At 58.4% G+C, this 13,792-nt stretch carries 13 protein-coding genes; 5 read left to right on the top strand and 8 right to left on the bottom strand.

The window, feature by feature from the left end:
- Positions 1-4 precede the first annotated feature (4 nt).
- Positions 5-3,193 (top strand): type I restriction endonuclease subunit R, encoded by a 3,189-nt coding sequence (locus tag AB4Z15_RS21820; protein ID WP_442018921.1) that lies wholly within the window; start codon positions 5-7, stop codon positions 3,191-3,193.
- Positions 3,194-3,247: 54 nt separating this feature from the next.
- Positions 3,248-3,757: a hypothetical protein gene (locus AB4Z15_RS21815; RefSeq protein ID WP_442018920.1), complete on the top strand. Its 510-nt coding sequence runs from the start codon at positions 3,248-3,250 to the stop codon at positions 3,755-3,757.
- Positions 3,758-3,760: 3 nt separating this feature from the next.
- On the opposite strand, the gene AB4Z15_RS21810 is transcribed toward AB4Z15_RS21815, so the two are convergent.
- Complete coding sequence (locus AB4Z15_RS21810) at positions 3,761-3,823, bottom strand: hypothetical protein (protein ID WP_442018949.1); 63 nt, start codon at positions 3,821-3,823, stop codon at positions 3,761-3,763.
- A 5-nt stretch (positions 3,824-3,828) separates the two neighbouring features.
- Between AB4Z15_RS21810 and AB4Z15_RS21805 the strand changes: the two genes are divergently transcribed.
- Positions 3,829-4,359, top strand: coding sequence for a DUF4230 domain-containing protein (locus AB4Z15_RS21805; protein WP_442018948.1), 531 nt, complete (start codon positions 3,829-3,831; stop codon positions 4,357-4,359).
- Between the two features lie 193 nt (positions 4,360-4,552).
- Here AB4Z15_RS21805 and AB4Z15_RS21800 read toward each other — a convergent pair whose 3' ends face one another.
- The 7 genes from AB4Z15_RS21800 to nrdH form a co-directional block, all read right to left on the bottom strand.
- Positions 4,553-4,852 carry a transposase family protein gene (locus tag AB4Z15_RS21800; protein ID WP_442018919.1) on the bottom strand — a complete coding sequence of 100 codons (300 nt, stop codon included), beginning with the start codon at positions 4,850-4,852 and terminating at the stop codon, positions 4,553-4,555.
- Positions 4,853-5,583: 731 nt separating this feature from the next.
- Entirely contained in the window at positions 5,584-7,023 is a 1,440-nt protein-coding gene (locus tag AB4Z15_RS21795; RefSeq protein ID WP_442018918.1) for a hypothetical protein, read from the bottom strand.
- A gap of 245 nt (positions 7,024-7,268) precedes the next feature.
- Positions 7,269-8,243 carry a class 1b ribonucleoside-diphosphate reductase subunit beta gene (nrdF, locus tag AB4Z15_RS21790; RefSeq protein WP_431115430.1) on the bottom strand — a complete coding sequence of 325 codons (975 nt, stop codon included), beginning with the start codon at positions 8,241-8,243 and terminating at the stop codon, positions 7,269-7,271.
- A gap of 111 nt (positions 8,244-8,354) precedes the next feature.
- The gene (locus AB4Z15_RS21785) at positions 8,355-8,564 is read right to left on the bottom strand and encodes an ABC transporter ATP-binding protein (RefSeq protein WP_442018917.1); all 210 of its coding nucleotides are present in this window, start codon (positions 8,562-8,564) and stop codon (positions 8,355-8,357) included.
- Between the two features lie 235 nt (positions 8,565-8,799).
- Positions 8,800-10,941, bottom strand: coding sequence for a class 1b ribonucleoside-diphosphate reductase subunit alpha (gene nrdE, locus AB4Z15_RS21780; protein WP_442018947.1), 2,142 nt, complete (start codon positions 10,939-10,941; stop codon positions 8,800-8,802).
- An 11-nt stretch (positions 10,942-10,952) separates the two neighbouring features.
- Positions 10,953-11,423: a class Ib ribonucleoside-diphosphate reductase assembly flavoprotein NrdI gene (gene nrdI, locus AB4Z15_RS21775; RefSeq protein WP_442018916.1), complete on the bottom strand. Its 471-nt coding sequence runs from the start codon at positions 11,421-11,423 to the stop codon at positions 10,953-10,955.
- Positions 11,424-11,485: 62 nt separating this feature from the next.
- Positions 11,486-11,728, bottom strand: coding sequence for a glutaredoxin-like protein NrdH (nrdH, locus tag AB4Z15_RS21770; protein ID WP_011775022.1), 243 nt, complete (start codon positions 11,726-11,728; stop codon positions 11,486-11,488).
- A 493-nt stretch (positions 11,729-12,221) separates the two neighbouring features.
- Here nrdH and AB4Z15_RS21765 point away from each other — a divergent pair, with 493 nt between their 5' ends.
- Both AB4Z15_RS21765 and AB4Z15_RS21760 read left to right on the top strand, forming a co-directional pair.
- The gene (locus AB4Z15_RS21765; protein ID WP_442018915.1) at positions 12,222-13,187 is read left to right on the top strand and encodes a LysR family transcriptional regulator; all 966 of its coding nucleotides are present in this window, start codon (positions 12,222-12,224) and stop codon (positions 13,185-13,187) included.
- 50 nt (positions 13,188-13,237) lie between these two features.
- Positions 13,238-13,744 carry a DUF2004 domain-containing protein gene (locus AB4Z15_RS21760; RefSeq protein WP_223933081.1) on the top strand — a complete coding sequence of 169 codons (507 nt, stop codon included), beginning with the start codon at positions 13,238-13,240 and terminating at the stop codon, positions 13,742-13,744.
- Positions 13,745-13,792 lie beyond the last annotated feature (48 nt).

Below are 13,792 nucleotides of genomic sequence, written 5' to 3'. Positions count from 1 at the left end.
CACCGTGACGGCACCAGCAGTAGCGTTTTCGGAAGCCGATTGGGAGGGCGTCGCGAAGGAGCGACTCGGCGAGTTGGACTGGAAGCCGATGGAGGGCCAAGCGATCGCGCCTGGCAACGGGGAACGCGAGTCCTGGTCGGAGCTCCTGATACGTCCGCGTCTGCTTGCCGCGCTCCAACGGCTCAATCCGGAGGTCCCTGCTCAGTACATGCAGCAGGCGATGGCTGAGATCGCATCACCCAAGTCAAACGATGCAATGGCTGAGAACAACCGCATCCACAGCTGTCTGGTCGACGGCTACCGGCTGAACTACATCGACTCCGACGGCAACGAAGCCAACCCGACGATCCGGCTTCTCAGCCAGTCGCCGGACCAGAACGACTGGCTCGCCGTCAATCAAGTCACCTTGGTGCAAGGCGACTATAATCGGCGCTTCGACATCGTGCTCTACTGCAACGGTATGCCCGTCAGCATCATCGAACTAAAAAAGGCCGGCAGCGCCCACGCCGACCTCCCCGGCGCCCACGCCCAGCTCCAGACCTACCTCCGCGAATTCCCCATGGCGTTCCGCTTCTGCGTCTTCACGCTCGCCAGCGACGGAATCCAAGCCAAATATGGAACGCCTTTCACCCCCTTCAACCACTTCTCACCCTGGAATGTGGATGACGACGGCGTGCCCGTTCCACAGGGCTACATGGTCGATGGCGATGCGGTGACCGCACTGGATACCGCGTTGGATGGCCTCTACAACCAAGAACGCTTTCTGCAGCTGGTCCGCAACTTCACAGCGTTCGACCAGGGATCGGGCGGCCTAGCCAAGCGCATTGCCAAGCCGCACCAGTACTACGCCGTGACCAAGGCCGTGGCCAGTACTGTCCTGGCCGTAGAGAGCAACGGCAAGGCCGGTGTCGTCTGGCACACTCAAGGGTCTGGCAAGTCCATGGAAATGGAACTTTACGCCAACATGGTTGCGCGCCAACCAAAGCTGAAGAACCCCACCGTTGTTGTTATCACCGACCGGAATGAACTGGATGGCCAGCTGTTCGACGGGTTCGATCGCAGCCTGCTCCTCGCCGAGTCGCCCAAGCAGATCAAGAAGCGCTCCGAGCTACGCGATGAACTGAGCAACCGGACCACCGGCGGCATCTACTTCACGACGCTGCAGAAGTTCGGTCGCAGCAAGTCCGAAAAGGACGCCGGCGCGGACCACCCGCTGCTGTCCAACCGGCGCAACATCATCGTCGTCGTGGATGAGGCGCACCGCTCTCACTACGACGATCTGGACGGGTACGCTCGACACCTGCGCGACGCACTCCCTCACGCCACGCTGATCGCATTCACAGGAACGCCCATTTCGTTTGATGACCGGAACACGCAAGAAGTCTTCGGTGACTACATTGACATCTACGATCTGTCCCGTGCCGTAGAAGATGGCGCAACTGTGCCGGTGTACTTCGAGCCGCGGCTGATCAAGGTGGGACTGAATGAAGGCGTCACCGAGGAGGACTTGGACAAGTCCGCTGACGAGTTGACGCTGGGGCTCGATGATACCGAACGCGCACGCATCGAGGCGAGCGTCGCCGTCGTCAATGCTGTGTACGGTGCACCGCAACGCATCGCCGCCCTAGCCGAAGATCTTGTGGCCCATTGGGAGAACCGGCGCGAACGGATGCTCAAGTTCATTGAGGCGCCGGGCAAGGCGATGATCGTGGGCGGCACGCGGGAGATTTGCGCGAACCTCTACTCGGCCATCGTGGCACTGCGGCCGGACTGGCATTCGGACGACCTATCCAAGGGCAAGATCAAGGTGGTGTACTCGGGGGACGCGACTGATGTGCCGCCAGTGTCCAACCATGTACGCCGCGATTCGTTGAACGCGCAGGTGAAGGAACGCCTCAAGGACGTCGACGACGAGTTGGAACTGGTGATCGTCAAGGACATGATGCTCACCGGCTACGACTCTCCCCCGCTGCACACCCTGTACCTCGATCGGCCGCTGAAGGGTGCACTGTTGATGCAGACGCTTGCTCGGGTTAACCGCACGTTCCGCGGCAAGGAGGACGGGCTGCTGGTGGCGTACGCGCCTCTGGCCGAGAACCTTGCCAAGGCGCTGAGCGAGTACACGCAGTCGGACCAGGCGAACAAGCCGGTGGGCAAGAACATCGACGAGGCTGTCGGCCTGACGATTTCCTTGGTGGAGACTTTGCGCTCTTTGTTGGCGGGCCATGACTGGAAATCCGTGCTGATGAAGGGCGGACCAAAGGCCCTCCTCAACGCCGTAACCGGAGCGGTCAGCTACCTGCGGAATCCGGCTACTCCCGGTAATCAGCCCGTGGATGGGGAAGAGTCACTCGCCGCGAAGTACCGCAAATTCTCCGGTCAGCTGTCCCGGGCATGGGCGTTGTGCTCTGGCTCGGATACTCTCGCCGAGCTGCGACCGGAGATCCAGGTCTACGAGGAAATCCGAGTTTGGATGGCGAAGTACGACGCCGCCGATCGGCAGGCCAGCGGTGAACCAGTGCCGGAGGAGATCCAGCGGCTGCTGGGAAACCTGATTGCGTCCGCGACGTCTTCCAGTGAGGTACTGGATATTTACGATGCGGCAGGCATGCCCAAGCCGTCACTGGATGATCTGACGCCCGAGTTCATCGCCAAGACGCAGAAGGCACGGAACCCCCAGCTGGCTATCGAGGCACTGCGGAAATTGATTGCCGAGGAATCTGCGTCTTCCACTCGGAACAATGTGATCCGGCAGCGAGCGTTTTCGGAACGGATCACCGACCTAATGAAGAAGTACACGAACCAGCAATTGACCTCAGCCGAGGTTATTGCCGAACTCGTGGAGTTGGCCCGTGAGGTGGCCGCTGAGGGAAAGCGCGGGGAGCAGTTTACTCCGCCACTGAACCCCGACGAACTCGCGTTCTACGACGCCGTCGCACAGAACGAGTCAGCCGTGGAAGTCCAGGGCGAAGGGGTTCTGGCTGACATCGCTCGTGAGTTGGTCGCTGTCATGCGTCGGGACGTTCGCACAGACTGGACCGTGCGCGACGACGTCCGGGCGAAACTTCGTTCCTCGATCAAACGGCTTTTGGTCCGCTTCGGATATCCGCCCGACAAGCAGCCCGAGGCCATCAAGCAGGTCATGGAGCAGATGGAGTCCATGGCGCCTCGCTTTGTTGAAGCGCGTCTCTAGAAACAAGATCTCCTGCCACGAGGCAGTTGTTACCAAGGACAAAATGGGGAAATCATGTCATCATACGATACATCCACAGGCTACAACCCGGCTGTTCCGCCGGTCCCGGAGTCGGCTCCGCAGGCCAACCCCGGCAAGAAGCAAGGACGATTCAAAACCTTTGCTGCAACGGCGGGCCCAGTCCAGCTAACACGAGTCATTCTGGGTGCAATCCTCGGATTGCTTTTCATTTGGACTTGGATCGGCACCGGGCCTGCTGTTGTCGACGCCGGCAGCCCGTCCGAGTGGAAGTCGGACCTCGCCGCTGCAAGCGTCAAGAACGAGGTCGATAACGGAGAAACCAAGGGAGCTCCGCAACAATCGGTGGTAAACGGCTGGTACGCCAACGATATTGCCGCTATCACAGCCTCGCAAAACACCTATATCGCCGCCAGTTCCGCCCGGAACGGCACCCTCCTGATGCTACTTGGCCTCGGAGTTGCGAGTGAACTAATCCTTCGAGGACTGGATCGTGCACGGCTTTCGGCAGCGAAGGCCGGCGCGCCACAAAGGACGCACCTCTAATGATCAGGCGCATCCTGGTGGTGCTGATTGGCGTTCTCGTCGTGGCATTCGCCGTAGTCGGCGTATTGAATATGACAGGTTTCAGCCCGTTCCAGTCGCAGCGGAACGACCGGAGCCAGCCTTCCCTGTTGAAGTCGATCAAGGACATCAGCCAGTACCATGCTGCCGTGGGCAACTTCGAAACAGTACTGGACATCGAGGACAACGTCGCGGGGATCCCTGCCCTCATTGCCGGGCGGCGGACCCTGTTTGTCGCCGCTGGCACGGTCAACGCTTATGTCGATCTATCTGGATTCTCAGACAATGACCTCACCCTGGCCGCGGATGGGAAGTCGGTGACTGTGCGGTTGCCCGAGCCAGTTCTAGACAAACCCAATTTGGACCACGATCGGTCCTATGTCTTCAGCCAGGACCGCGGCGTCGTGGATCGGATCGCCGACGCCATGGAGGCGCCTCAGCAGGCCGAGTTCTTCAAACTCGCCGAGACGAAGCTCACTTCCGCTGCCGAGGAATCAAGCCTACGGGAACAGGCTGTCGAAAACACGAGAACCATGTTGACTGGCATGTTCGGTTCCTTGGGAATCCAAGCCACCTTCCTCTAAAGAAATAGCCGGCGTGCTCGGAGACATGCCGGGCTATAGTGAGTTGCAGATCGATTCGGAAGAGCTTCCAAATGGAGCGGTGGGATTTGCAAAGGCTAGTGCTTCTACTGAGGCGACGGGGGAAGTTCATTCGGCAGTTTGCGGTCGTGTCCTACGGACTACCTCATCTGGGATCAACATCGAGGCACTCCCTTTAACTGGCTGGCTGCGTCCACGCTCTACCTGCCAGCCTTTCCGGCTCTTCGCAGTACCAGCGGTACTTGGACCACAACACCTCCACCGGCCCGGCAACAGGAATATCCCTCAGCCGCTGGAGACGGCGTTCCTTCCGCCGGGAAGAAACGACACCGCAGCCCGGGCAGCCCGGCGGCTGATTGGTTTCAACGATGACCTGCCGGCGGCCGGCAGTGATTGTGGTGGAGATGACGTGGTAGTCGGGAAGGTTGAAGAGGATGGTAGCAGCGTCGGCTGCGACCCCGGTAGGCTCGATCAAGGCTCGTGGTCCTGTTCCAGGTTGAATGCTTAGACACACTCATCCCAGCAGGGCCACGGGCCCCTTTGTCTTCAACGACACGAACTCAATTCCCTACCAACCACGAAGAGCCGTCTTTTCGCCTGGGGTTTCCCGCCCGGCAAACTGAAGATGCCCCCGCGGCTGGCAGAACATTGGCGACTTCGCTGGCTGCGACTCTCGACTGTCCATTGGTTTACTATGTCATTCGTCGTTAGTTCTACCGTGATGGGTACCGTTGATGCTCGACTACACAGCGTTGAGATTTACGTACGATCGAGAAATTCTGGGCACGGAAATCCAGAACAGTGAAACGTCAGCCAGGCAGTACCGAATTCCTTGAGGCCGAGCACTGGCCGGCCAACACTTTCGCGCCCACTAGACTCGCTGCGGGTGCCAGGGCCACACTGCACAAGATAACAAGCGAGTGGCCGTTTCGTCGAAGTTCGTCGATCCGGCTTCTGACTTCATGGTGATGTCCTGTCGCTCTGTTAGCCGCAGTCTCAACGCGCACAGATGGCTGAAGACTGAAAGGGCTCTGCCGGCAGCAAGGACGTTGCGGTGAGAGTTGCTGGCGAGCCTGCCGAGCTTCGAAACATTGGAGGAGGAGCGGGCAAGCGAGGCCGCTCGATTGCGGCGCCAGTTTGGACCGAGTTGTTAACATGCTCTTCCTGCCTGTGGGCATCGGCGCGAAAGGCTGAGTCACATGGGGTTTACGTCAAGTAGCCAGTTATCCGGCCGTAGTTGACCAGCTTGCCCGCGACATAATTTGCGATGTCTGCACGCCCAGTCGATGTCCGCCACATGAATTCTAGGCGGAAGCCCTGGCCCTCGCGCTCAACGTACAGATCGGTCCGCCGCGAAGTACCGTTAGCCGTCAAAGTTTCCTCAACTTTATAGTTCTCAATGATCCCTGCGTCCAGAAGAGCTTCACCGAAAGCCTTATTTGGCCACGAATCTTTCGTCCGCGCGATGTCAAGGAGATTGGCCATTGCGGCCTTAGTGTTACTTCCTTCTTTAGGTCCCCGCTTCCGCGTTCCAAGCTGTTGGCCTTGAAGAAGGAGGCCCAACTGGCTGCTTGAGATGCGATCTATAGCTTTACCATCTGGCTTTGTGTCCATCTTCCGCTGGGTCATAGCTTCTCTTAATTTCTCGTCAGCATAAGACCGTGCAACCGCAAGAGCCGTCAAGGGATCGACATGAATAATCCGGGCGTCCAAAACCATGCCAAGCAGCCCATAGCGTTCGGGTTGCTTCTTCATATCGGCCAGTGCGTTCGCACCAGTGGAGGTGAACAGACGGTCGATATCGACCTGTGAGAATCCTCCGCGAGTGAGAGCCGCAACATCTCCCTCACTATCGGATTCTCCAGTGATAACTACAGTCCAGACCCGGCAACGTTCCGCAGCTGATAACACACTCGCTGTACCCGTATTTGCATTCCCCTTTTTACGGACACGTTTGAGATAGGCGCCGAGCGTGTTGGATAGACGCGTTAGGTCTTCAGCCTCTTCAGACGAAATACCATAGGCCGAAAGGGACGCCCCAGAATTCAAGGCAGCCGTCGTTTGCTCTGCGATCGAGAGCCAGTCCGTCGACGGGGGCCCGTCAAATTTGTAGACTACTTCCTCCGTGCCGATTAGGGCACTAGCTCCGATGCTTTCAGCAATCGAAGTAAGCTTTTCCGCTAAATCATCCGTGTTCGTTGGCCAGACCACTAGCGATGTCCGTCCGGCCGGAGCACGAAGGAATGAGTTTATAGCGTGCAGTCCCTCCTCTATTTCACTCGTGGCAATTCTCCCCAACGCTTCCCGACCTTCAATAATGATAAGTCGATACTCGTCCGCAGCATCCAACGCTTCCAGCGCCTCTATAACGCTCTGGCCGAACGGAATTCGCACCGTAACGACATCAGGACGGAACATCGGGACAGTGTCAAGAAATGTCGTTTTTCCAGCTCCGCTCAAGCCACGCAATATAATCATGGCACCGAAACCAGAGTTCACGAGGTCGCTGAACTGCTCATCAATCATATGAAGCCCGGCTTCCACTGGCATCACTATCGAGTCCAGTTCCTCGCGACCACGGAGCACATCGAAGCGATCCGGAAGGAACAGCTGAAGAGTGGGTTCGTTCAATTCAAACTCTTTCATTCAAAGGCGCATCGGTCGAGCAGGCATCATGACGGAGCGAAACAGGATTTAACAGCATTACGGCTGACACGGCATGGAATTCAACTGCGAGCGGTCTAGCTTACACATCTGCAGGCGTGGCTGATTTTGAGATCACGATCCGGCTTTGATGAGAGGTTGCCCTCGGCAGCGGATTACTAGGAGATATACAGCCGAGGAACTGTTAGGACCCGCGTTTATACACATCGGTGATCTTAACGCGGGACCTAGAACTCCCAGTCCTCATCCTCAGTGTTGACAGCTTTGCCAATCACGTAGGAAGAGCCCGAGCCAGAGAAGAAGTCGTGGTTCTCGTCAGCGTTCGGGGAGAGTGCCGAAAGGATGGCCGGGTTCACGTCAGTGACGGAAGCCGGGAACATGGCCTCGTAGCCGAGGTTCATGAGGGCCTTGTTGGCGTTGTAGTGCAGGAACTTCTTGACGTCCTCGGCCAGGCCGACTCCGTCGTAGAGGTCGTGGGTGTACTGGACTTCGTTTTCATACAGCTCGAAGAGCAGCTCGAACGTGTAATCCTTGATTTCCTGCTTGCGGGCCTCGGAAACCTTCTCCAAGCCCTTCTGGAACTTGTAGCCGATGTAGTAACCGTGCACGGCTTCGTCGCGAATGATGAGGCGGATGAGGTCGGCCGTGTTCGTGAGCTTCGCACGCGAAGACCAGTACATGGGCAGGTAGAAGCCCGAGTAGAACAAGAAGCTCTCCAGCAGCGTGGAGGCAACCTTGCGCTTCAGGGGGTCATCGCCCTGGTAGTAGTCCATAACGATCTGCGCCTTCTTCTGCAGGTTCTCGTTTTCGAGGGACCAGCGGAAGGCATCGTCAATCTCCTTGGTGGAGCACAGAGTGGAGAAGATGGACGAGTACGACTTCGCGTGCACCGACTCCATGAAGGCGATGTTGGTGTACACGGCCTCTTCGTGCGGAGTCAGCGCATCCGGAATCAGCGAAACAGCGCCGACCGTGCCCTGAATGGTGTCCAGCAGGGTGAGGCCAGTGAAAACACGCATGGTGAGCTGCTGCTCATCCGGCGTCAGCGTGTGCCACGACTGGACGTCGTTGGACAGCGGCACTTTCTCCGGCAGCCAGAAGTTGTTGACCAGTCGGTTCCAGACTTCCACGTCCTTGTCATCCTGGATCTTGTTCCAGTTGATCGCTTCGACATGGCTAAGCAGCTTAACCTTCTCGGTCATTTTCTTCCTCCACCTGACGGCTGTTTACGGGATCAGCCCACTGAACTCTGATAAATACTAGTTGCTGGTACGGCCACGGTTCCACGCGACCGTACCAGCAAGCACAGAAGGCTAGACCTTCTGCTTGATGGTTCCGCCGGGGTTGCGCTTAGCGGCTGCGGCTGTAACAAAGCGACCTGAGTCGGCCGACCGGTTGACCGAGCGTGAATTGCCGGTATCCGACCCTACGAACTCCACAGTCGTAGTGGACGGACGTCGCGCAGCGACCGCCATGCGTACAAACTCGCCGGACCTGGCGTCGCGAGCAATTTTCTGAGCCACTGTAGGCTCCCTTCTGCCGAAGATCGGCGTCGATGAAATAGTCGGAGATACCGACCATTGCCATCCCGCTTCAAGCATTGGACTTCCGTCCGAACAGCCTGATACATTCGACGTTCCAGAGTAACCATTTGGAGCGTCTCGTTAGCGGGACATTTTGAGGGGCTGTGTTTCCGCGCAGCCCCTCAAACTTTTAACTTCTACTTAGCGCAGCTTCCCCAGCAGTGGAGTACCACCGTCATAGCGCGCATGAAACGCAGCCCTCAACCTCGGTCCCTTCAAGGGCCATCTGGCGGAGACGGATGTAGTAAAGGGTCTTGATGCCCTTGCGCCATGCGTAGATCTGCGCCTTGTTGATGTCGCGCGTGGTGGCGGTGTCCTTGAAGAACAGCGTCAGGGACAGGCCCTGGTCCACGTGCTGCGTTGCAGCTGCGTAGGTGTCGATGATCTTCTCGTAGCCGATCTCGTACGCATCCTGGTAGTACTCCAGGTTGTCGTTGGTCAGGTACGGAGCCGGGTAGTAGACGCGGCCGATCTTGCCTTCCTTGCGGATTTCGATCTTGGCGGCCACCGGGTGGATCGAGGACGTGGAGTTGTTGATGTAGCTGATGGAACCGGTAGGCGGCACGGCCTGCAGGTTCTGGTTGTAGATACCGTGCTCCATGACGGAAGCCTTCAGCTCGCGCCAGTCATCCTGGGTGGGGATGTGGTGGCCGGCGAAGAGCTCGCGGACGCGCTCCGTCTCCGGAACCCATTCCTGCTCGGTGTACTTGTCGAAGAACTCACCGGAAGCGTAGGTGGACTTCTCGAAGCCGCCGAACTTCTGGCCGGTCTCGATGGCCAGACGGTTGGAGGCGCGCAGAGCGTGGAACAGCACCGTGTAGAAGTAGATGTTGGTGAAGTCCAGGCCCTCTTCGGAACCGTAGTGGACGTGCTCGCGGGCAAGGTAGCCGTGGAGGTTCATCTGGCCGAGGCCGATCGCGTGGCTCTGGGCGTTGCCCTGGGCAATGGACGGCACCGAGTTGATGTAGGACATGTCCGAAACAGCGCTGAGGGCGCGGATGGAGGTCTCGATCGAGAGACCGAAGTCCGGCGAGTCCATGGTCTTGGCGATGTTCATGGAACCGAGGTTGCAGGAAATGTCCTTACCCACGGTCTCGTAGCTGAGGTCTTCGGCGTAGATGGACGGCGAGGAAACCTGCAGGATCTCCGAGCACAGGTTGCTCATGGTGATCTTGCCGTCGATCGGGTTGGCCCGGTTCACGGTGTCCTCGAACATGATGTACGGGTAGCCGGACTCGAACTGGATCTCCGCGAGGGTCTGGAAGAACTCACGGGCGCTGATCTTGGTCTTCTTGATCCGCGAATCGTCAACCATCTCGTAGTACTTCTCCGTGACGGAAATGTCGGAGAAGGGAACACCGTAGACGCGCTCGACGTCGTACGGGGAGAAGAGGTACATGTCCTCGTTCTTCTTGGCGAGCTCGAACGTGATGTCCGGGACGACGACACCCAGGGAGAGCGTCTTGATGCGGATCTTCTCGTCAGCGTTTTCGCGCTTGGTGTCCAGGAAGCGGTGGATATCCGGGTGGTGGGCGTGCAGGTAAACGGCACCTGCACCCTGGCGGGCACCAAGCTGGTTGGCGTAGGAGAAGCTGTCTTCGAGGAGCTTCATCACGGGAATGACGCCGGAGGACTGGTTTTCGATCTGCTTGATCGGGGCGCCGTGCTCGCGGATGTTGGTGAGCGAAAGGGCTACACCGCCACCGCGCTTGGAGAGCTGGAGCGCGGAGTTGATGGCGCGGGCAATCGACTCCATGTTGTCTTCGATGCGGAGCAGGAAGCAGGAGACCAGCTCACCGCGCTGGGCCTTGCCTGCATTCAGGAAGGTGGGGGTTGCGGGCTGGAAACGGCCGTCAATGATTTCGTCAACAAGGCGGCTGGCAAGTTCTTCATTACCGCGGGCAAGATGCAGGGCAACCATGCAGACGCGGTCTTCGTAGCGCTCAAGGAAGCGCTTGCCGTCAAACGTCTTCAGTGTGTAGGACGTGTAGAACTTGAAGGCGCCAAGGAAGGTCTCGAAGCGGAACTTCTTCTTGTATGCACGGTTGAAGAGCTCACGGATGAAGTTCATCGTGTACTGGTCGAGGGTTTCGCGCTCGTAGTACTGGTTCTTCACCAGGTAGTCGAGCTTCTCTTCCAGGTCGTGGAAGAACACGGTGTTGTTGTTCACGTGCTGCAGGAAGTACTGGTGCGCGGCTTCACGGTCTGCTTCAAACTGGATCTCGCCGTTGGGGCCATACAGGTTCAGCATGGCGTTGAGCTCGTGATAGCCCAGACCCTTATAGGCCTCCGGCAGTGGCTTCTTGGCCGTTTCCACAGCGCCCCCGGTTACTTCTGTTTCTGCGACAGTAGTGTCCAAAACTTTTCCAATCCTTGATTGACCCGATCGACGTCTTCCGGCGTCCCCATGAGTTCAAACCTGTAGAGATGCGGCACGTTGCACTTGGCGGCGATGATGTCTCCCGCTGCGCAAAAGTTGTCCGCGAAGTTGGTGTTTCCTGCACCGATAACACCACGGATCAGTTCCCTGTTCCGGGGGTTGTTGAGAAACCTGATGACCTGCTTGGGCACTGAACCTTCACCGTTCGTCCCGCCGTAAGTCGGCAGGACGAGGACGAAGGGTTCAAGTGCTTGAAGCGGGGCATCGTGCGCATAGAGCGGGATGCGCGCTGCATCCCTGCCCAATTTCTGGACAAAGCGCTTGGTGTTCTCAGATGTCGAGGAAAAGTAGATGAGGTGACTCCTCGTGGTCACAGTGTCCGTGTCACTGCGCACGGATGCCGTTGCCAGCGGTGCCATGGGAGTCACCTCGACTACATAGGAATTCTTGCTTGCTGTGGTGGCGAAGTCCGAAAGGAAACTTAGGCCACGGAGGAAACGGCCTGGGCCAGTTCCTCGATCTTGTCCGGGCGGAATCCAGACCAATGGTCCTGCTCGGTCACGACGACGGGAGCCTGCATGTAACCCAGCGCCTTGAGGCGTTCGAGCGCCTCGGCATCCTGGGAGATGTCGACACTCTGGTAGGCAATGCCCTTCTTGTCGAGTGCCCGGTAGGTTGCGTTGCACTGAACACAGGCCGGCTTCGTGTAAACCGTAACGGTCATGATCCCTGTCCCCTTAGTTGAAGTCTGTCGCTCTTCGTATCTGGCGGGCTCAACCGGAACTGAATACTGAATCCGATACCGGCCCGCAGGCTGCTGTGGCAGCCAACACGCTTATTTAGTCTTGTGCTGGTTTCCCGCTCAATCCGTAAACCGATACTACATGTAGTGCAAGCGCCTCGCCGGGACCCCAAGATGATGTATTACAAGTATGTCATTCAATCCACCGCTCGTCCACAGGGCAGGTGCCTCAAAATGTCCGTAATTCCGCCAAAATGAGAGATGAAATCCACACCCTGTGGACTACTTAGCCACATTTAATCTCCAGCGTGTCGCCGGGTTCCGGCGTGTCGTGACACTTTGAAAATGTGGCGTGGCGTACACAACGCCGACGCCCAGATTTGCTGGTGGCCAAACGCAGAGTACGGTTTCCATGATGCTTCAGAGGAGTCCGCTCCCCTATGCCGGCAGGAAGAATCGAGCAAAAGGACAGCTGATGGTCAACCTTCTCCATCTCAGGACCCTGATGGAGGTCACACGGCTGGGTTCCTTCGCGGCCGCGGCGGCGCAGCTTGGCTATACAGCCTCCGCCGTTTCCCAGCAGATGGCCGCACTGGAACGCGACACCGGCGTGGAACTGTTCCAGCGTTCGGCGAGGAGCGTCATTCCCACCGAGGCGGCCATCACCATGACGCGGCACGCCTCAAAGGTGCTGACCGACGTCGAGGCGCTGATGGCGGCAGCATCAAGGACCAACGATGCGCCAGCCCAGGAATTGCGGCTGGGCATCTTCCCAAGCCTTGCCACATACGTGCTCCCGGACATCCTGAAGAATGAGCGGTGGAGCGGGCTGGGCATCGAGCTGCGGGTATCAGTCGCTGAGCCGGCACAGACCATCCAGGGACTGCGCAGTGGCGGAGAATTGGACGTCGCCCTCGTGTACCAGGTGGGCCAGTCCGGATTGGCCTGGCCACATTCCCTGGAGCGGCAATGGATCGGCGACGATGACTTCCGCGTGGTGCTGCCCGCTTCATGGAAAATCCGCGAGGATGCCGAGATTGAGGCCGCACACCTCTCGGACATGCCGTGGATCGTCCACCATCCGGGCACCAGCGACGCCTTGGTGATCGAACGCTTGTTCGCCAGCTGCAACCTGCACCCCCGCGTCGTGGCTTACAGTGACGATTTCCACGCCAGCCTGGAGATGACCGCGGCTGGCTTGGGTGCCTCGCTGGTACCGGAACTGGCGCTGCGCAACAGGCCACCCGGTGTCGTGGTCCTTGACGTCCCGGACATCCGGCTGGCGCGTAACGTGTTTGCGCTGCTCATCAATGAAAAGCGCACAGCGCAAGTCCAACTGTTTACGCAGCTCCTTGCCGACACCCTCCGCGGCACCTCCGAAAAGAGCGGTTTGCATCCCCTGAAATCAGCGCCTGTCAAGGGTCCGCAGCGTCGGAGGTGAATTCTTCCCAATTGCTGGAACCGGCCCGATGTTGGGGTTAGATTGATCACATGGGCAAGGTAGCAAGCACACATTTTGGGGAGATCGAGCTCAATCACGGGCGTGAACATTGCTTCGTGACCAAACACGAACTCGGCGGCAATCAGCTTGAGCTGGACCTCAACGTCACGGCGCATGACCATTTCGACGAGGCTGCCATGCACAAGGTGGACTACCGCTTGCGCTTCCTGCCGGAGCTGGTTGACCAGGTCCGGGAGATGATCGCCGATGAGCTGGACCAGGACGGCACCAATCCGCAGCAGTTCCTGCATTTCCATAGTTCCCAGCTCAAGGAAGAGCAGCTCGAATCCGTTTTCGGGGTCAGGGACAAGTCCCAGCTCACCAACGACGTCTTCCTGAAAGCCCTCAAACTGGGTCATGTGGCCATCTACCCTGGCCAGCCCGAGCGCTATTTCGTCCTGGACTTCACCCTCGGCTCGCACTTCACGGATGAGCTGCTGGTAGTGGCCGCCGATGAAGACGGCGTGGTGGATGACGAAATCCTTTGGGAGTCGTGAAGGACACGGTCTTAAACGCCCGACGGCGGCCGGTCACCTTTCGGTGAC

Source organism: Paenarthrobacter sp. 2TAF44 (assembly GCF_052114885.1).
GTDB lineage: Bacteria > Actinomycetota > Actinomycetes > Actinomycetales > Micrococcaceae > Arthrobacter.
Note: the sequence above shows the minus strand (reverse complement) of the source record. Positions and strands in the feature narration are given on the sequence as shown.